Genomic DNA, 18,043 nt, shown 5'->3' on the forward strand with positions numbered 1-18,043 from the left:
AAAATGCAGCGCCATAAAAAATGCCCGACCTCTGCAGGCCGGGCATTTTTTGTGTCCTGGAAAAACTCAGGACTGACTGGATGGCGTCGGCGTCGACGTAGCAGTCGGGGCCACAGCAGCAGGGGTCGGTGCGGACACTGAGTTGGCTGTGGAAGCGGTTGCCGCAGCAGGCTTGGCTGCCGCTGGTTTTTTCGCTACCGCTGGCTTCTTCGCAACGGGTTTTGCCGCAGGCTTGGCAGCGGCAGATTTGGCTGCGGGTTTTGCAGTTGCAGGCTTAGCGGCGGGTTTCGCGACGGCCTTGGCTGCAGGTTTGGCGGCAGCTTTGGCGGCTACGGGTTTTGCGGCTGGCTTGGCGACCGGCTTGGCAGCGGCAGTTTTCGCCGCAGGCTTGGCGGCCGATTTTGCAGCCGCTTTGGCTGGAGCCTTCACCGCAGGTTTGGCGGCAGCTTTAACCAAGGGCTTGGCCGCGGCTTTCGCAGCGGGTTTGGCCGCAGCGGTTTTAGCCGCAGGCTTGGCCACAGGGTTTGCAGCAGCCGCCTTCACGGGAGTCGCTTTCGCGCCGGTGAGTTTTTCGATTTGCTTGGTCAGGGTGTCGACCTTGCTGTGCAGCGTTTTCAGTTCAGCTTTGCTCGGCACGCCCAGTCGCGAAATAGCACTGTTGAGACGCTTGTCGAAGGTTTCTTCCAACTTGCTCCAGGTGTCGGAAATGCTCGACTTGGCAGAACCTGCGCTGGCCTTGGCCGCATCAACTTTTTTACCAACGGTGCTCTTGGTCAACTTCTCGGCTTTTTCACCGTCCTTGACCAGCGTCTCGAAGTATTTGCCACCGTCACTGCTAACCTTCGAGTACACGCCTAAACCAGCAAGCCAGATCTTTCGGGAATATTTTTCAACTTCCCCGACCCACGAGCTGCTTTCTTTCTGAGTAGTTTTTTTAACAGCCATCCCGATGTCTCCTTAGTGTTTACGCGCGACACGTTCGAGCAATGCCGTCAGCTCTTCGAGCTTAGCAGAGAGTGTCTCCACGTCATGTTTAGACGCAATGCCGATTCGATTCAAGGCACTTGCAACACGTGTGTCAAAAGCTTTTTCAACTTTATCCAGTTGCACTTCAACCCGGCGGCTGATGCTGGAGACGTTACTCGTTACTTGGTCAATCTGACTGTTGGCAGCATCAAGTTGTTCAACCACAACTTTTTTGCTTTTACTTTCAACACGTTGACCGCTCTTAACGAGCTCTTTGAAGTATTCGCCACCCTCGCTGCCGACCTTGGCGTAGGCACCAAGACCCGCCAGCCAGATCTTGCGGACATAGCCTTTGACCTCACTCAGGGCAGTGGTCTGACTGTCGATTTTTTTCTTCAAAATAACTTTGGCCATGGTGCACCTCACGCAAAATTGGGTGGAGGAACCGCCCGCAGGAGTTGAGGGCTTGGGCACAAAGTAAGGTGAAAAATTAGAATCGGCACCCTAAGCTTCATCACATCAGGCCAAGGCCTTATCCACGGCTTTTTCGATTTCGGTCTTGAGGGTACCGCTCATGGCCGACATCAACAGGCCCAGTTCCACCTCTATACGCAATGAATCATCGGCGACCAGAACGGTGCCTTTAACGCCTGACCGCTTGAGGTTCAAGGTATCGCCAGACCATGACGACTCCAGGCCATATTTATCCTTGAGTTTCTGCGCCAGCAGGTCGGCCTTGGCCCGGGCGCCTTCTTTACCCAGGGTATGCTCACGTTCAACGGTAATACGGGCCATTGCAATGACTCCTCTCTATAAGTGCCTGGAAACCTTCGATGCGGCAAAAGGTCTCGATAAGCACCTATCTTACCTTCAGCCTTGCCAAGACAAAGCAGGCCCTGGGGATTATCATGTCCCGCATTCTCTTTTGGTGACAGCGATATGACTGATCAGCGCAAAGGCAGCGATGCCGAACCCACCACTCACTTCGGCTTCAAGAACGTCCCGGAAAGCCAGAAAGCGGAAAAAGTCGCTGAGGTGTTCCACTCCGTAGCCGCCAAGTACGACTTGATGAACGACGTGCTCTCCGGCGGCATGCACCGCCTGTGGAAGCGTTTCACCATCGAACTGTCGGGCGTACGCACCGGCAATCGCGTGCTGGACATCGCCGGCGGTACGGGTGACCTGGCGGCCAAGTTTTCCAAGCTCGTGGGCCCGACCGGCCAGGTAGTATTGGCCGATATCAACGGCTCGATGCTCAAGGTTGGGCGTGACCGCCTGCTCGACAAGGGCGTGGCCGGCAATATCGAGTTCGTCCAGGCCGACGCCGAAAAGCTGCCGTTCCCCGACAACCACTTCGATTGCGTGACCATCGCCTTCGGCCTGCGCAACGTCACCCACAAGGAAGACGCGATCCGCTCGATGCTGCGCGTGCTCAAGCCGGGTGGCCGCCTGTTGGTGCTGGAGTTCTCCAAGCCGACCAACGCGCTGATGTCCAAGGTGTACGACACCTACTCGTTCGCCTTCATGCCGTTGATGGGCAAGCTGATCACCAATGACGCCGAGAGCTACCGCTACCTGGCCGAATCGATCCGCATGCACCCCGACCAGGAAACCCTGAAGTCGATGATGGTGGAAGCCGGTTTCGACCGCGTGACCTACCACAACATGACCTCGGGCATCGTCGCCCTGCACCGCGGTATCAAGCCCTGATGTTGCTCGCAGGTCTTCTGGCAAGCGTCGAACACGGCCTCAACCGTGTCTTGCGCCTGGACAGCACGGCCCTGGCGCGGCTTGCGCACCTGACCGGCAAAGTCATCGCCGTCGATTGCCGCAGCCCCGCCGTGCAGCTGTTTATCCTGCCCAGCGATGAAGGCCTGCTGCTCGCAACGCAATGGGCCGCCGAGGCCGACTGCACCCTGCGTGCGCCAGCCTCCAGCCTGTTGCACCTGGCGCTGAGCCGCAACAAGACCGCTATCCTGCACAGCCCCGAAGTGGCGCTGGAAGGTGACAGCGCGGTGCTGATGGACCTGGCCGCCGTGCTGCAAGACCTGGAGCTGGACTGGGAATACGAACTGTCACGCTGGATCGGCCCCGTCGCCACCCAGTTGATCAGCGGTCACCTGCGCAGCCGTTCGCGCTGGTACCAGCAAGGGTTCGCCAGCCTCAACCAGAACCTCGCCGAATACCTGAGCGAAGAATCGCGCACCCTGGTCGGGCAACGGGAAGCGCAAGCGCGCTTTCGTGAGCTCGACAAGGCCAAAATCGACCTGGAACGCCTCGAGGCCCGCTTCGAGCGCCTGAGCCGTTCCCTTGAGCCAAGCGATAACGCATGAAGCTGCTCGCCGTCCGCCGTTTGTTTCGTATCCAGCGCGTCGTAATCCGCTACCGCCTCGATGACCTGCTGTTTGCCCTGCCCCTGCCATGGTTCCTGCTGGCGGTGCGCTATGTGCTGCCGTGGCGCTGGTTGCCGCGTAAAAAGCTGGAGTTGAGCCGAGGCGCATGCCTGCGCCTGGCATTGCAGGACCTGGGGCCGATCTTCATCAAGTTCGGGCAGATCCTATCGACGCGCCGCGACCTGCTGCCCGAAGACATCGCCGATGAATTGATGCTGCTGCAAGACCGCGTGCCGCCGTTCGATTCGCAGGTGTCGATGAAGCTGATCGAAGAGCAGCTGGGCAAGAAGATCACCGAGGTGTTCAGCCGCTTCGATGTCGAGCCGTTGGCGTCAGCGTCGGTCGCGCAGGTGCATGCCGCGCAGCTCAAGAGCGGCGAAGAAGTGGTGGTGAAGGTGATCCGCCCGGGCCTCAAGCCGATCATCGGCCAGGATCTGGCGTGGCTGTTCATTCTCGCCCGCGCCGCCGAGCGTTTTTCTGCCGATGCGCGCCTGCTGCATCCGGTGGATGTAGTAGCCGACTACGAAAAAACCATCTACGACGAACTCGACCTGCTGCGCGAGGCCGCCAACGCCAGCCAACTGCGCCGCAATTTCGAAGGCTCGCAACTGCTGTATGTGCCGCAAGTGTATTGGGACTGGTGCCGCCCCAAAGTGCTGGTGATGGAGCGCATCTACGGTGTGCAGGTCACCGACCTCGCCACCCTGGCCGACCAGCGTACCGACATGAAGATGCTGGCCGAACGCGGCGTGGAGATTTTCTTCACCCAGGTGTTCCGCGACAGTTTCTTCCACGCCGACATGCACCCCGGCAATATCTTCGTCAGCACCGTCAACCCGTGGAGCCCGCAATACATAGCGATCGACTGCGGCATCGTCGGCAGTCTCACGCCGGAAGACCAGGACTACCTGGCCCGCAACCTGTTCGCCTTTTTCAAGCGTGACTACCGCCGCGTGGCGCAGTTGCACATCGACTCGGGCTGGGTGCCGGCGGAAACCAAGCTCAACGAATTCGAAGCGGCGATCCGCACCGTGTGCGAGCCAATCTTTGAAAAACCGTTAAAAGATATTTCCTTCGGTCAGGTGCTGATGCGTCTGTTCCAGACCGCGCGGCGCTTCAATATGGAAGTGCAGCCGCAGTTGGTGCTGCTGCAGAAAACCTTGCTCAACATCGAAGGGCTGGGCCGCCAGCTGTACCCGGACCTCGACCTGTGGAACACCGCGCAGCCGTTCCTGGAACGCTGGATGCGTGAGCGGATGAGCCCGAAAACCATGCTGGGCAACCTGCACAGCCAGATGGAACAGCTGCCGCACCTGGCCAACATGACCCGCGATTTGCTGGAGCGCATGTCCCAGCCGCACGCCAAGGATCCCGAGCCGCCGTGGCGCAAGCGCAAGGACGACTGGTTCCTGCGCCTGCTCGGTGCCGCGCATCTGGTGGGTGGGGTCATGCTGGCGATTGGTGGCCCGTTGAATCAACTGGGCCAGTGGCCGGCCGGCATCATGGTGGCCGTGGGCGTTTATCTGATCGTGCGTCGATAACCCATCCGGTTATACACTGTCGCAAATTGCCGGAGCCGAACATGAAAGACTGGCTGGACGAGATCAAGTGGGACAGTGACGGCCTGGTGCCGGCCATTGCCCAGGACTACAAGACCGGGCGCGTGCTGATGATGGCCTGGATGAACCGCGAGGCCCTGAGCCTCACCGCCGCTGAGCAGCGCGCCATCTACTGGTCACGTTCGCGTGGCAAACTGTGGCGCAAGGGCGAAGAGTCCGGGCATGTGCAAACACTGCACGAGCTGCGCCTGGACTGCGACGCCGATGTGGTGATCCTCAAGGTCGAGCAGATCGGCGGCATCGCCTGCCATACCGGCCGTCACAGTTGCTTCTATCGCGTGTTCGAGAACGGCGAATGGAAGGTGGTGGAACCGGTACTCAAAGACCCGCACGCCATCTATTCGGCAGGACATTGAACATGAGCGATACCCTGAACCGTGTGGCCCAGGTGCTGGAAGAGCGCAAAGGCGCGGATGCCGACAGCTCCTATGTCGCCAGCCTGTATCACAAGGGTCTGAACAAGATCCTGGAAAAGCTCGGCGAAGAATCCGTCGAGACGATTATTGCCGCCAAGGATGCGCAGATCAGCGGCGATTGCAGCGATGTCATCTATGAGACCGCCGACTTGTGGTTCCATAGCCTGGTCATGCTCGCCCAACTGGGGCAGCATCCACAGGCCGTGCTGGATGAACTGGACCGTCGCTTCGGCCTGTCCGGGCACGCCGAGAAGGCCTCGCGCCCGTCCGCCTGAATAACTTTTATCGAGGATTTGCAGCATGGGTATTTTCGACTGGAAACACTGGATCGTCATTCTGGTGGTAGTGGTATTGGTGTTCGGCACCAAGAAACTGAAAAACCTCGGCACCGACGTGGGTGAGTCGATCAAGGGCTTTCGCAAGGCCATGAACGATGACGAAAAACCTGCCGACCCGGTGGTGAATCCGGTTCCGCCAGCCCAACCGGTGCACCCTCAGGCCGCCCAGCCGATCACCGAGCGTCGTACCTTCGACGTGCAGGCTGAAAAAGTCGAAGAGCCGACCCGCAAAGACTCGTGAGCACTGACTAATGTTTGGTATCAGCTTCTCTGAACTGCTGCTCGTCGGCCTCGTGGCCCTGCTGGTATTGGGGCCGGAGCGCCTGCCCGGTGCAGCACGCACGGCCGGCCTGTGGATCGGGCGCCTGAAACGCAGTTTCAACGCGATCAAACAGGAAGTTGAACGGGAAATCGGTGCCGACGAGATCCGCCGGCAGCTGCACAACGAACATATCCTGTCGTTGGAGCAGGAAACGCGCAAGATTCTGTCGCCGGTGCAGGAACCCGCCAAACCTGCGGAACCTGTGGTTGAAAACAGCATCGCGCCAGCAGCCCCCACCGCGCCCACCCCGACAGAGCCTGCGCCGACGCCCGTTGCGTCGCCCGCGCCCCATGACCCTACATTGCCGCCGCGAGCCCCATGAGCGCTGATAAACCGGAAAACGACCAGCACATGCCGCTGGTCTCGCACCTCACCGAGCTGCGTACCCGCCTGCTGCGTTGCGTAGCGGCCATCTTCATCATTTTTGCCGGGCTGTTCGCCTTTACCCAGCAGATCTATACCTTCGTCTCCACGCCACTGCGCCAGTATTTGCCGGCGGGCGCGACGATGATCGCCACCGACGTGTCATCGCCGTTCCTGACGCCGTTGAAGCTGACCATGATGGTCTCGCTGTTCCTGGCGATCCCGGTGATCCTGCATCAGATCTGGGGCTTCATCGCGCCGGGGCTGTACAAGCATGAGAAGCGCATCGCCGTGCCGTTGCTGGTGTCGAGCATCCTGCTGTTCTACACCGGCATGGCGTTCGCCTACTTCCTGGTGTTTCCGCTGATCTTCAAATTCTTCGCCGCCGCCACCCCGGCCGGCGTGGAGATGATGACCGACATCACCAGCTACCTCGACTTCGTGATGACGCTGTTCTTCGCCTTTGGCGTGGCCTTCGAAATCCCGGTGGCGGTGGTGTTGCTGGTGTGGATCGGCGTGGTCAATGTGAAGTACCTGAAGAAGATCCGCCCGTACGTGATCATCGGCTGCTTCGTGGTCGGCATGATCCTTACCCCGCCGGACATCTTCTCCCAGACCCTGCTGGCCGTGCCGATGTGGATGTTGTTCGAAATCGGCATCCTGTTCAGCGGCTTGATCAGCAAGCGTGGCGAACACCCGGATGATCAGGCTGCCGACGACGACCAGCCGCCAGCGACCCAGCCGTGAACCTGCTGCTGCTCGAAGAGGCCGATTTTATTGCGGCCGACCGGGTGATCCTGCGTGATCGGCGCCTGGTGCATATGCAGCAAGTGCATCGCGCAGAGGTGGGTGACAACCTGCGGGTCGGGCGTATTGGCGGGGCGATGGGCAATGCGCAGTTGCTGCGCCTGCAAGACAGCGAGGCCGAGCTGCAGGTCAGCTTCGACCAACCGCCGCCAAGCAAACTGCCGCTGACCCTGCTGCTGGCGCTGCCACGCCCGAAGATGCTGCGCCGGGTGCTGCAAACCGTTGCGGCCATGGGCGTGCCGAAGGTGGTGCTGGTCAACAGTTATCGGGTGGAAAAAAGCTTTTGGCAAACGCCGTTCCTCGAACCGCAGGCGGTCCGCGAGCAACTGATCCTTGGCCTGGAACAGGCGCGGGACACGGTACTGCCCGAGATCATTATCGAGAAACGTTTCAAGCCGTTCGTTGAAGACCGCCTGCCGGCCATGGCCGAGGGCACGCTTGGCCTGATCGGCCACCCCGGCGACTACCCGCCCTGCCCCCGCGGCCTGGAGGAACCGGTGACCCTGGCGATTGGGCCGGAAGGCGGCTGGATTCCCTATGAAGTCGAGCTGCTGACCAAGGCCGGCTTGCAACCGGTGCAGCTTGGCGCACGTATCCTGCGGGTGGAAACCGCCGTGACTGCCCTGCTTGCCCGGTTGTTCTAACCCAATAACCTATGCACAGCGCAGTCAAGCCAGCGCCCACAAGGTATGTGCGTTAACCGTCAGATCGAGACAAAGAAGAAACTCGCGATCAACGCCATCCCCACGGCCCACACCAGCGAACGCAACAGCGCCCAGTCCGCCAGGTAGCAAATGATGTACAGCAGGCGGCTGGTGATGAACAGCACCGCCAGCACGTTGATGGTCACCAGCTCGGCCGTGCCGGCCAGGTGCGCGATGATCACCGCCGCCGCAAAGGCCGGGGTGACTTCAAAGCTGTTGAGTTGCGCATTGTGGGCACGCTTGGCAACGCCTTCGACCGTGTCCAGGAACGCGCGCGGGTCGTGGTTATGCCGCGGCCCGAACTTGCCGCCGCTGAACTTGGCCACACCGGTACACAGGTACGGCAGAAAGATTGCGATCAACACACACCAGAAAGCCACTGTCATCAGTCATTCCCTTTTTTGGTTTTATCAAGGCAGTCAGAGCGTCATCACTCACAGGCCGATCTGCGCCGACGTTCAAGCTATGAGCCATGATCGGCCGAAAGGTTCTTTCCTGTAAGGGCACCTGTTTATACTAAACAACGTCCCGACGCACGCTGTGCACCTATATTTCCCCGTCCCAAGGACCCCGGATGCTTGAACTTGTCGCCGCCTTCATTTGCCTCACCACCCTGCTCACCTATGTGAACTTTCGTTTTATCGGCCTGCCGCCGACCATCGGCGTAATGGTCACTGCGCTGCTGTTTTCGCTGATCCTGCAAGGCCTCAGTTTCATCGGCTACCCCGGCCTGGAAGAGCGCATCCAGCAACTGATCGGCCAGATCGACTTCGGCGATTTGCTGATGAACTGGATGCTCTCGTTCCTGCTGTTCGCCGGCGCGTTGCACGTCAACTTGAGCGACCTGCGCAGCTACCGCTGGCCCATCGGCCTGTTGGCGACCTTTGGCGTATTGATCGCTACCCTGGTGATCGGCAGCCTGGCGTACTACATCTTCGCCCTGTTCGGCTGGCACGTGAGTTTCCTGTATTGCCTGCTGTTCGGCGCGCTGATCTCGCCGACCGACCCGATTGCGGTACTGGGCGTGCTGCGTACCGCCAACGCCTCGAAACCACTGAAAACCACGATCGTCGGCGAATCGCTGTTCAACGACGGCACCGCAGTGGTGGTGTTCACCGTCCTGCTGGGCATCGCGCAGCTCGGTGAAACACCGACCGTCGGCGCCACGGCCATGCTGTTCGCCCATGAGGCGATTGGCGGTGTGGTGTTCGGTGGGCTGATCGGTTACCTCGTGTACCTGATGATCAAGAGCATCGAGCAGCACCAGATTGAAGTCATGCTGACCCTGGCGCTGGTGATCGGCGGCTCGGCGCTGGCCACTGAACTGCACGTCTCGGCACCGATTGCGATGGTGGTGGCCGGGCTGATCATCGGCAACCTGGGCCGCAAGCTGGCGATGAACGACATGACTCGGCGCTATCTGGATGGTTTCTGGGAGTTGCTCGACGACATGCTCAACGCCCTGCTGTTTGCATTGATCGGCATGGAACTGCTGCTGTTGCCGTTCAACTGGCTGCACGTATTGGCGGCCAGTTTGCTCGCTGTGGCGATCCTGCTGTCACGCCTGCTGACCGTGGCCCCGGCGATCCTCCTGCTGCGCCGCTGGCGCACGGTACCGCGCGGCACCATCCGCATCCTGACCTGGGGCGGTTTGCGCGGCGGCGTCTCGGTAGCACTGGCCCTGGCATTGCCGCTGGGCCCGGAACGCGACTTGTTGCTGAGCATCACCTATATCGTGGTGCTGTCGTCGATCTTGTTGCAAGGCTTGACCATTGGCCGGGTCGTAAAGCGCGTAGCCGAGTCGCAGTGAGCCCCTGAGCATTTACATTTCTACACCACAAGTTTGCCTACGGGCGCTCTGCACAGATGTTCAAGCAGGTGCCGCATCGCCAGTGGGCGGCGCGGCATCGAGCTGTGCATGACAACCAGATCCCGCGAATAGCGCGACGCGTCGTCGACCGGCAAGACACATAGGCCACGGCTCGACATCCCCGACCACTGCGGTACCAGTGATACACCCATGCCTTGGGCGACCAGCATGACGATGGTTTCCAAGGCATCCAGCTCACACAATACCTGCGGAGCAAAGGACTGTTCATCCAGAAAACGCTGGGCAATCTGCCCACCCCACGAACGGGCGTCATAGCGAATGAATGGCCGCTCGCGCAGCAATGCTTCGAAGGTCTGCGCGTCACACTCAGCGGGAGCAATCAGAATCAGGGGTTCGGCCCGCAGCAAGGTGGTCGCTAACGCCTTGGGCGGCTCAAACGGCTGTCTGACAAGAATCGCCGCGTCCAACTCGCGGGCAAGCAATCTCTCATAGAGGCTTCTGGAGTCACCCGGTGTGATCTTCAGCTTCAGCTCCGGTGCTGAAAGTGCCAGTCGCTCGATCGTTCTTGGCAAGACGCCGGTCAATGCCGTTGAAATAGCGCCGATCTTGATCTCTCCCGATAAGCCATCCTGACTCAGGTCCTCCTGCAACTCGCGCGCCTGCTCGATGACTGCCTGAATTTTTGGTAACAGCAGCAGGCACTGGTCCGACGGCCACGCGGCATGCGCCGTGCGCATAAGCAGCGTGCACCCCAGCGTCCGCTCAAGCGCCTTGACCCGTTGGCTGATCGCCGCTGCGGTACGGTTTTCGCGTCGCGCCGCCGCAGCAATGGAGCCGGTTTCAATGACTGCGACCAGGCTTCTCAGGAATCGAATATCCATAAATTTTCCTTTCGCTCAGACCAACGCGAACCCGTTTTACGCGGATGCGCAGCCTGTTTAATTTGAGGATCCCCCTACAGAGATTCCGCTCATGAACAGACCCTTCCACGCTGCATACCATGTTTATGACTTAAACAAGGCGCGCATTTTTTATCGAGATGTTTTGGGCTGCGCAGAAGGCCGCAGCAGCGAGACCTGGATCGACTTCGATTTTTTCGGCAACCAGCTTTCACTGCACCTGGGCACGCCCTTCCCCACGACGCGTACCGGCCTGGTGGGGGAGCATCATGTGCTGATGCCGCACCTCGGTGTGGTGTTACCGCTGGAGGAGTGGCTGGTGTTGGCCGAGCGTCTCACTCAAATGAGCATGCCCTTCGAGATCCCGCCGGTGGTTCGTTTCGCCGGCGAACCGGGCGAACAGCGCACGATGTTTTTTCTCGACCCCAGCGGCAATCCCATCGAAGTGAAAGGCTTCAAGGACTTCGCTGGACTGTTCGCTCAATAAACCCCTGACAACTACAACAATAAGGGTCACCTGCATGAACACCAAAAAACCAACCAGCCTCGTCACCCGGATTATGATCGGCCTGGCAGCCGGAATAATCGTCGGTATCCTTCTTAACCAGTTTCCCGAACATAAGTCCTGGTTCATTGACAACCTGCTGCAACCGGCAGGCGACCTGTTTATCAAGCTGATGAAGATGATCGTCGTGCCGCTGGTCTTCGCCTGCATGACGGTCGGCATTGCCGGCATGGGAAATCCCGCCGCCTTGGGACGTGTCGGCGTGAAGACCCTCGTTTATTTCTTCACGATCACCAGTATTGCAATCGTCTTCGGCCTGATTGTGGGTAATGTCGTCGCGCCCGGCTCGGGCGCGGAATTCGGCAGCACTTTGCCAACACCCGTAACAGGGCTGGCTGCCAACAGTACAACGCAGAATCTGGGCCAGACGCTATTGGCGATCGTGCCGGATAACATCGTGTTGGCCATGTCGCAGGGCAAGCTACTGTCGGTGCTGTTTTTCGCCATCCTGTTCGGCTGCGCCTTGTCTATGTTGCCTGAGCAGCGCAAGGCTCCTCTGATCAGTGTGATGCAGGGCGTCTCAGACACCATGTTCAAAGTCACCCATCTGGTAATGCACTACTCGCCGATAGGCATTTTCGGGCTGATAGCGGTCACCGTCGCCAGCTTTGGCCTCAGTGCCCTGCTGCCGTTGGCCAAGCTGATCGGCACGACTTATGTCGCAGTGCTGTTATTTGCCCTGTGCATATTGGGTGCAGTCGCTCGATTGGTGGGTGTCGGTTTTTTCCATTTGGTGCGAGAAATACGCAGTGAATTACTGCTGGCCTATAGCAGTGCCGCCTCAGCGACGGTGATGCCTCAATTGATCGAGAAGATGGAGCGCTACGGCGCGCCACGCCCTATTACCAGCATGGTGATCCCGTTGGGCTACTCGTTCAACCTGGATGGCGCATCGCTGTTCGCTGCACTGGGCACGTTGTTCATCGCCCAAGCGTATGGCATCGACTTGAGCCTGGCCGATCAGGGGATGCTGATATTGATCATGGTGTTGACGTCGAAGGGCGCAGCGGGCGTGCCAGGCTTCATGTTTATCATCCTTACCGCGACGTTGACTGCAGCGGGACTTCCCGTAGAGGGCGTGGCGATCATTGCCGGCGTTTATCGCCTGATGGATATGCCAGTCACGGCATTGAATGTGCTGGGCAACGCGTTGGCGCCGCTGGTAATTGCTCGGTGGGAAGACCAATTGAAGGCACCTGACAGCACGCCTGCGGCCAATCTCGCCGACGTACCGGACCAAGGCCTGAAGGTTCCCGGAACGCCCCGCAAAGCTCGCATTTGAGCCTTGTGCGGGGCTGCATCATTGCTTTTCCTTGCTTTGAGGACGCTGCTCCGCTGCGCCGACGTGAGCCCCGGAAAGCACCTTGCCTTCGCTACGAATCTGCGCATGGCTGATCAGCGCAAAGATGAAGCTGCCACCGATGATATTGCCGGCCAGGGTCGGGCCGGCAAATACCAGCCAGAAGTCATGCCAGGACAGTTCGCCGGCAAACACCAGGTAGGACACTTCCGCCGAACCCACTACGATGTGGGTAAAGTCCCCCAGCGCCATGAGGTAGGTGATCACAATAATGATGAACATCTTGGCGCTTTCCATCGACGGGATCATCCACACCATGGTGGCGATCATCCAGCCGGAGACGATGCCCTTGGCGAACATCTGGCCGCTGTCATTCTCCATGACCTTGCGCCCGATTTCGAGGAAGGCCAGGTCGGTCTTTGCATCGAAGATCGGCAGGTGCAACATCACATAAGCCACCAGCAAGGTCCCGCACAGGTTGCCCACCAGCACCACCGTCCAGAGCCGCAACAGGCGCCCGGCATTGGCCAGGGTCGGTTTGCTCATCACCGGCAACACGGCAGTGAGGGTGTTTTCGGTAAACAGTTGCTGGCGCGCGAGGATCACCGCCAGGAACCCCGCGCAATAACCAAAGCTGGCGATGACCTTGAACGCTTCGCCGTCCGGCAAGCGCGAGTTGAGCAAGCCCATGGCCATCAGCGACAGCCCCATGGTCAGCCCGGCAGCCAAGGCTGACCACCACAATGCCGCGACGTTGCGCTCCAGCTCCTGGTCGCCCTGGGTACGGATGATTTCATGCAGCACCGCGGCGCGGGGCGGCTGGTTCTTGTCTACGTCCTGCTGCTCTTCGTGGGACAGGTTGGGGGTTTTGCCTGCTTCGTCGGTGGCCATGATGTTCCGGTGTCCAAGGGGGGCGTGTAGCTACGACACGCCGCCACCGTGGCTGTTCAGTGGCCAGGCAACTAAAGCGCAATCTTCCAGTCCTTGATCCAACTCCATCGGATTCTTGAAGACAGTATTTACACCGCCACGCTGTTACTCGGAAAGACCGTCGCCCTCGAACTGATCCTTCACGTATTTGATTTCGGTGCGGCCGTGAGGCGCTGGCAGCCCGTCTTCACCGAGGTTGACGAAGACCATTTTCTCCACGGTCAGGATGCTTTTGCGCGTGATTTTGTTACGCACTTCACAGGTCAGGGTGATGGAGGTGCGGCCGAACTCGGTTGCGGTGATGCCCAGTTCGATGATGTCGCCCTGGCGTGAGGCGCTGACGAAGTTGATTTCGGAGATGTACTTGGTCACCACGCGCTGGTTACCCAATTGCACGATCGCATAGATCGCCGCTTCTTCGTCGATCCAGCGCAGCAGGCTGCCGCCGAACAGGGTGCCGTTGGGGTTGAGGTCTTCGGGTTTTACCCATTTGCGGGTGTGGAAGTTCATGGTCACTCCAAAGCGTGTTGCCCAATGATGGCCAATATCATGGCAGAGCCCGGGCCCAAGCTCTATGAGCCATTGCCTATCAACCCCATGAGCGATCTTCATGTCGCCGACAGAAAGGCTTGGGAAGTGCCGCGTACACGGCTATAATCGCCTCCGCTTCAAAACGGTCATCTTCAGTTGATACCGTTCTCCCGCCACCTGTCCGAGGGGCGCTGCAGCAGGTTCAACCTGTCAGGCTCGGATGGGGCGTTGTCTGGCCTGGCTCACCTGGCTTGATACTAAACGCACAACGGCGCCCATTCGCACACTACGAATGGAGGCTCTTCATGAGCGCTGTAATTACGCCTGCAGAATTCAACGACTACAAAGTCGCCGACATGTCCCTCGCCGCCTGGGGCCGTCGCGAAACCTTTATCGCCGAATCCGAAATGCCAGCCTTGATGGGCCTGCGTCGCAAGTACGCCGCTGAGCAGCCACTCAAGGGTGCGAAGATTCTCGGCTGCATCCACATGACCATCCAGACTGCCGTGCTGATCGAAACCCTGGTTGCCCTGGGTGCCGAAGTACGTTGGTCGTCCTGCAATATTTTCTCGACTCAAGACCAGGCCGCTGCCGCTATCGCCGCCGCCGGTATTCCGGTGTTCGCCTGGAAAGGCGAAACCGAGGCCGAGTACGAGTGGTGCCTGGAGCAAACCATCCTCAAGGACGGCGCGCCTTGGGATGCCAACATGATCCTCGACGACGGCGGCGACCTGACCGAGTTGCTGCACAAGAAATACCCGCAGATCCTCGACCGCGTCCACGGCGTGACCGAAGAAACCACCACCGGCGTACACCGCCTGTTGGACATGCTGGCCAAGGGCGAGCTGAAAATCCCGGCCATCAACGTCAACGACTCGGTGACCAAGAGCAAGAACGACAACAAATACGGTTGCCGTCACAGCCTGAACGACGCCATCAAGCGCGGCACCGACCACCTGCTGTCGGGCAAGCAAGCCCTGGTGATCGGCTACGGCGACGTGGGCAAGGGTTCGTCCCAGTCCCTGCGTCAGGAAGGCATGATCGTCAAGGTCTCCGAAGTTGACCCGATCTGCGCCATGCAAGCCTGCATGGACGGTTTCGAAGTGGTTTCGCCGTTCATCGACGGCATCAACGACGGCACCGAAGCGAGCATCGACAAGGCGCTGCTGGGCAAGATCGACCTGATCGTGACCACCACTGGTAACGTGAATGTCTGCGACGCGAACATGCTCAAGGCGCTGAAGAAACGCGCAGTGGTTTGCAACATCGGCCACTTCGATAACGAGATCGACACCGCTTTCATGCGCAAGAACTGGGCATGGGAAGAAGTGAAGCCACAGGTGCACAAGGTTCACCGTACCGGCTCGGGCGATTTCGACCCGCAGAACGACGACTACCTGATCCTGCTGGCCGAAGGCCGTCTGGTGAACCTGGGTAACGCGACCGGCCACCCAAGCCGCATCATGGACGGCTCGTTCGCCAACCAGGTACTGGCGCAGATCTTCCTGTTCCAACAGAAGTACGCCGACCTGTCGCCTGCCCAGAAAGCCGAGCGCCTGACCGTGGAAGTACTGCCGAAGAAACTCGACGAAGAAGTGGCCCTGGAAATGGTCCGCGGCTTCGGCGGCGTGGTGACCCAACTGACCAAGACCCAGGCCGACTACATCGGCGTGACCGTTGAAGGTCCGTTCAAGCCGCACGCTTATCGCTACTGATATGCCTGCTGCCCACTCTCCCTGTGGGGGAGCGGGCTTTAATGTGGGAGGGGGCAAGCCCTAATGCCAGTCAGTTAAGGCTTTTTGTAGGAACGAGGCGGGCGGCTAGCCCTTGCTCGCGAAAAACTCACAGGCACCGCGTTCATTCAGAAAGCACGCGTTATCGTTGACGTTTTTCGCGAGCAAGCTCGCTCCTACAGACGGCGGTGTACGCTTAACTGACTGGCATTGGGGCAAGCCCCCTCCCACATTGACGGTGTACATCTCCCGGTTTTATGAGTTTCCAAGGGTATGACCATGTCCCAAGACCGTCGCTACAGCTTCGAGTTCTTCCCGACCAAGACCGATGCTGGGCATGAAAAACTGATGGCCACTGCCAAACAGTTGGCCAGCTACCAGCCCGACTTCTTTTCCTGCACCTACGGCGCCGGCGGTTCGACCCGTGACCGCACGATCAACACCGTGCTGCAGCTCGAAAGTGAAGTCAAAGTTCCTGCCGCTCCGCACTTGTCGTGCGTGGGCGATAGCAAAGCCGACCTGCGCGGCCTGCTGACCCAATACAAAGCCGCCGGCATCAAGCGCATCGTCGCCCTGCGTGGCGACCTGCCCTCCGGCATGGGCATGGCCAGCGGTGAGCTGCGCTACGCCAATGACCTGGTGAGCTTCATCCGCGAAGAAAGCGGCGATCACTTCCACATCGAAGTAGCCGCTTATCCGGAGATGCACCCCCAGGCGCGCAATTTCGAAGACGATCTCAAGAACTTCGTACGCAAGGCCAACGCCGGCGCCAATAGCGCGATCACCCAGTACTTCTTCAACGCCGACAGCTACTTCTACTTCGTCGAGCGTGTACGCGCCATGGGTGTGAACATCCCGATCGTGCCGGGCATCATGCCGATCACCAACTACAGCAAGCTGGCGCGCTTCTCCGACGCCTGCGGTGCCGAAATCCCACGCTGGGTGCGCAAGCAGCTGGAAGCCTATGGCGACGACGTCAAAAGCATCCAGGCGTTCGGCGAGCAGGTCATCACCGAGATGTGTGAGCAATTGTTGCAAGGTGGTGCGCCAGGGTTGCACTTCTATACCCTGAACCAGGCTGAACCCAGCCTTGCCATCTGGAACAACCTCAAGCTGCCACGCTAAGGCTTGCCCGGTTGTGCCAAGGCCCTCGTTCAAACGAGGGCCTTTGTGCTTCACAACACACGGAACCCCGCAGTCCATGAATACAGTGTCTTCCTCTTCCCGTCCGCAGCTGGTCTACCTCGTCTTCGGCGCCGAGACCTACCACCAGGAAGCGGTATTCAGCATCGCCAGCGCATTGGCTTTCCTGCAGGACACCCCTGATGCGGCCGTGGATATCCAGGTCTTCAGCGACAACCCCGAACCCTATCGCCTGCTGCCGGTGCGTGTACGCCCACTGGACGAGGCGACCCGCAAGCGCTGGAGTGAACCCCACGGTTATCACTTTCGCACCAAGCACGTTGTGCTGCGCCACGTGTTGCAAGAGTCGCCGGTAGCGTTGCTGATCGACACCGACACGTTTTTCCACCGTTCCCCCCTGACGCTGTTCGAGCGTGTGCAGCCGGGCACCTTGCTGTGCAACGCCTTCTACACCAAGTACGGCGACAACCACGAAAGCATCCTCTACACCGCCCTGCGCCAGCGCCTGCTGGAGATGGGCGTGGCCGACGATGACATGATGACCCTCAACTCCGGCGTGATGGGCCTGACCCAGCAGGACGCGCACATCCTCGACCGTTCGATCGAGTTGATGGACGAACTGTTTCCCCATGCCCAGGGTGCCTACACACTGGAAGAGTTCTGCCTGTCCATCGCCGCCTACCGCACTGTCAACGTGCGCGAGTGCCCGGACCTGATCCACCATTACTGGAGCCGCAAGCAGCTGTTCCGGGCCAAGGTCAAGGCCTGGATCGCCAAGCACGCCGCCGCACCCACCAGTGCGCTGGCCCTGGCCGACACACGTCAAGTGTCCGCCCACTTGCCGCGCCCGCCGCGTTTGCAGCGCACGCTGTACAAGCTGATTACCCTGTTGCTGCCCAAGCACCAGCAGCAGTTCATCCGTGAAATCCTCTACGGGTGCTATGAACACGAAAACGAGTTCGACCAGGCCTGCGGCCCCGTTTGGTGGGACAAGGCCCGACAGAACCAGGAAGAGCGCCAGCAACGCCCGATTGACGCGCACCAGCTCGAACGCTGGTTCGCCAACCCGGTGGTGCGCCTGATCCTCGGCGAGCGGCGTGCCGCGATCCACGCTCACCTGATGGACGCGCCAGTCAACTGAGACCCGGCGCCAACGCGCGTGCCAGAGCTTCTCTTTATCCCG

At 59.7% G+C, this 18,043-nt stretch carries 22 protein-coding genes and 1 riboswitch; of the genes, 15 read left to right on the forward strand and 7 right to left on the reverse strand.

Annotated features, from left to right (window positions below):
* Window positions 1–66: 66 nt before the first annotated feature.
* The 3 genes from C4J85_RS25275 to C4J85_RS25285 all read right to left on the reverse strand — a co-directional run bounded on the left by C4J85_RS25275 (window position 67) and on the right by C4J85_RS25285 (window position 1,761).
* The gene (locus C4J85_RS25275) at window positions 67–945 is read right to left on the reverse strand and encodes a phasin family protein (RefSeq protein ID WP_124410967.1); all 879 of its coding nucleotides are present in this window, start codon (window positions 943–945) and stop codon (window positions 67–69) included.
* A gap of 12 nt (window positions 946–957) precedes the next feature.
* Window positions 958–1,380 carry a phasin family protein gene (locus C4J85_RS25280; protein ID WP_124410968.1) on the reverse strand — a complete coding sequence of 141 codons (423 nt, stop codon included), beginning with the start codon at window positions 1,378–1,380 and terminating at the stop codon, window positions 958–960.
* Window positions 1,381–1,485: 105 nt separating this feature from the next.
* Window positions 1,486–1,761 carry a polyhydroxyalkanoic acid system family protein gene (locus C4J85_RS25285; RefSeq protein ID WP_124408389.1) on the reverse strand — a complete coding sequence of 92 codons (276 nt, stop codon included), beginning with the start codon at window positions 1,759–1,761 and terminating at the stop codon, window positions 1,486–1,488.
* 144 nt (window positions 1,762–1,905) lie between these two features.
* Between C4J85_RS25285 and ubiE the strand changes: the two genes are divergently transcribed.
* Genes ubiE through C4J85_RS25330 form a run of 9 tightly spaced genes read left to right on the forward strand, consistent with a single transcriptional unit; the run spans window position 1,906 to window position 7,868 of the window.
* Entirely contained in the window at window positions 1,906–2,676 is a 771-nt protein-coding gene (gene ubiE, locus C4J85_RS25290) for a bifunctional demethylmenaquinone methyltransferase/2-methoxy-6-polyprenyl-1,4-benzoquinol methylase UbiE (protein ID WP_003171186.1), read from the forward strand.
* Window positions 2,676–3,299, forward strand: coding sequence for an SCP2 domain-containing protein (locus C4J85_RS25295; protein ID WP_124410969.1), 624 nt, complete (start codon window positions 2,676–2,678; stop codon window positions 3,297–3,299). The genes ubiE and C4J85_RS25295 overlap by 1 nt, the downstream gene beginning before the upstream one ends.
* Window positions 3,296–4,900, forward strand: a complete 1,605-nt coding sequence (gene ubiB / locus C4J85_RS25300; protein WP_124364756.1) for a ubiquinone biosynthesis regulatory protein kinase UbiB — start codon at window positions 3,296–3,298, stop codon at window positions 4,898–4,900. Before C4J85_RS25295 ends, ubiB begins: the two co-directional genes overlap by 4 nt.
* A 41-nt stretch (window positions 4,901–4,941) precedes the next feature.
* Window positions 4,942–5,334 (forward strand): phosphoribosyl-AMP cyclohydrolase, encoded by a 393-nt coding sequence (gene hisI, locus C4J85_RS25305; protein WP_065893709.1) that lies wholly within the window; start codon window positions 4,942–4,944, stop codon window positions 5,332–5,334.
* Window positions 5,335–5,336: 2 nt separating this feature from the next.
* A complete protein-coding gene (locus C4J85_RS25310) occupies window positions 5,337–5,669 on the forward strand; it encodes a phosphoribosyl-ATP diphosphatase (RefSeq protein WP_124364757.1) in 333 nt (110 codons plus the stop codon).
* A 25-nt stretch (window positions 5,670–5,694) separates the two neighbouring features.
* Window positions 5,695–5,973 carry a twin-arginine translocase TatA/TatE family subunit gene (locus C4J85_RS25315; protein ID WP_124364758.1) on the forward strand — a complete coding sequence of 93 codons (279 nt, stop codon included), beginning with the start codon at window positions 5,695–5,697 and terminating at the stop codon, window positions 5,971–5,973.
* A gap of 10 nt (window positions 5,974–5,983) precedes the next feature.
* Window positions 5,984–6,376, forward strand: coding sequence for a Sec-independent protein translocase protein TatB (tatB, locus tag C4J85_RS25320; RefSeq protein WP_124410970.1), 393 nt, complete (start codon window positions 5,984–5,986; stop codon window positions 6,374–6,376).
* Entirely contained in the window at window positions 6,373–7,164 is a 792-nt protein-coding gene (gene tatC, locus C4J85_RS25325) for a twin-arginine translocase subunit TatC (protein ID WP_124364760.1), read from the forward strand. The genes tatB and tatC overlap by 4 nt, the downstream gene beginning before the upstream one ends.
* Window positions 7,161–7,868: a 16S rRNA (uracil(1498)-N(3))-methyltransferase gene (locus C4J85_RS25330; RefSeq protein ID WP_124364761.1), complete on the forward strand. Its 708-nt coding sequence runs from the start codon at window positions 7,161–7,163 to the stop codon at window positions 7,866–7,868. Before tatC ends, C4J85_RS25330 begins: the two co-directional genes overlap by 4 nt.
* A gap of 59 nt (window positions 7,869–7,927) precedes the next feature.
* Here the strand turns inward: C4J85_RS25330 and C4J85_RS25335 are convergent, their stop codons facing one another.
* Window positions 7,928–8,314 carry an MAPEG family protein gene (locus C4J85_RS25335; protein WP_124364762.1) on the reverse strand — a complete coding sequence of 129 codons (387 nt, stop codon included), beginning with the start codon at window positions 8,312–8,314 and terminating at the stop codon, window positions 7,928–7,930.
* Window positions 8,315–8,502: 188 nt separating this feature from the next.
* Here C4J85_RS25335 and C4J85_RS25340 point away from each other — a divergent pair, with 188 nt between their 5' ends.
* On the forward strand, window positions 8,503–9,738 hold the full coding sequence (locus C4J85_RS25340) for a sodium:proton antiporter (RefSeq protein WP_124408391.1): 1,236 nt from the start codon (window positions 8,503–8,505) through the stop codon (window positions 9,736–9,738).
* Window positions 9,739–9,758: 20 nt separating this feature from the next.
* Here C4J85_RS25340 and C4J85_RS25345 read toward each other — a convergent pair whose 3' ends face one another.
* Window positions 9,759–10,640 (reverse strand): LysR family transcriptional regulator, encoded by an 882-nt coding sequence (locus tag C4J85_RS25345; protein ID WP_124410971.1) that lies wholly within the window; start codon window positions 10,638–10,640, stop codon window positions 9,759–9,761.
* A 91-nt stretch (window positions 10,641–10,731) separates the two neighbouring features.
* Between C4J85_RS25345 and C4J85_RS25350 the strand changes: the two genes are divergently transcribed.
* Window positions 10,732–11,145, forward strand: coding sequence for a VOC family protein (locus C4J85_RS25350; protein ID WP_124408392.1), 414 nt, complete (start codon window positions 10,732–10,734; stop codon window positions 11,143–11,145).
* A 34-nt stretch (window positions 11,146–11,179) separates the two neighbouring features.
* On the forward strand, window positions 11,180–12,505 hold the full coding sequence (locus C4J85_RS25355; RefSeq protein ID WP_256657829.1) for a cation:dicarboxylate symporter family transporter: 1,326 nt from the start codon (window positions 11,180–11,182) through the stop codon (window positions 12,503–12,505).
* 18 nt (window positions 12,506–12,523) lie between these two features.
* Here the strand turns inward: C4J85_RS25355 and C4J85_RS25360 are convergent, their stop codons facing one another.
* The gene (locus C4J85_RS25360; protein WP_124410972.1) at window positions 12,524–13,414 is read right to left on the reverse strand and encodes a formate/nitrite transporter family protein; all 891 of its coding nucleotides are present in this window, start codon (window positions 13,412–13,414) and stop codon (window positions 12,524–12,526) included.
* 144 nt (window positions 13,415–13,558) lie between these two features.
* Window positions 13,559–13,963 (reverse strand): acyl-CoA thioesterase, encoded by a 405-nt coding sequence (locus C4J85_RS25365; protein WP_124364767.1) that lies wholly within the window; start codon window positions 13,961–13,963, stop codon window positions 13,559–13,561.
* A gap of 198 nt (window positions 13,964–14,161) precedes the next feature.
* Window positions 14,162–14,268, forward strand: a riboswitch (S-adenosyl-L-homocysteine riboswitch).
* Between the two features lie 21 nt (window positions 14,269–14,289).
* Here C4J85_RS25365 and ahcY point away from each other — a divergent pair.
* From ahcY to C4J85_RS25380, 3 genes are all read left to right on the forward strand, one after another.
* On the forward strand, window positions 14,290–15,699 hold the full coding sequence (gene ahcY / locus C4J85_RS25370; RefSeq protein ID WP_124364768.1) for an adenosylhomocysteinase: 1,410 nt from the start codon (window positions 14,290–14,292) through the stop codon (window positions 15,697–15,699).
* A 297-nt stretch (window positions 15,700–15,996) separates the two neighbouring features.
* Window positions 15,997–16,842, forward strand: a complete 846-nt coding sequence (gene metF / locus C4J85_RS25375) for a methylenetetrahydrofolate reductase [NAD(P)H] (protein WP_124368658.1) — start codon at window positions 15,997–15,999, stop codon at window positions 16,840–16,842.
* 76 nt (window positions 16,843–16,918) lie between these two features.
* On the forward strand, window positions 16,919–18,001 hold the full coding sequence (locus tag C4J85_RS25380) for a hypothetical protein (protein ID WP_124410973.1): 1,083 nt from the start codon (window positions 16,919–16,921) through the stop codon (window positions 17,999–18,001).
* Window positions 18,002–18,043: the final 42 nt, after the last annotated feature.

It is taken from the genome of Pseudomonas sp. R4-34-07, assembly GCF_003852375.1.
Lineage (GTDB): Bacteria > Pseudomonadota > Gammaproteobacteria > Pseudomonadales > Pseudomonadaceae > Aquipseudomonas.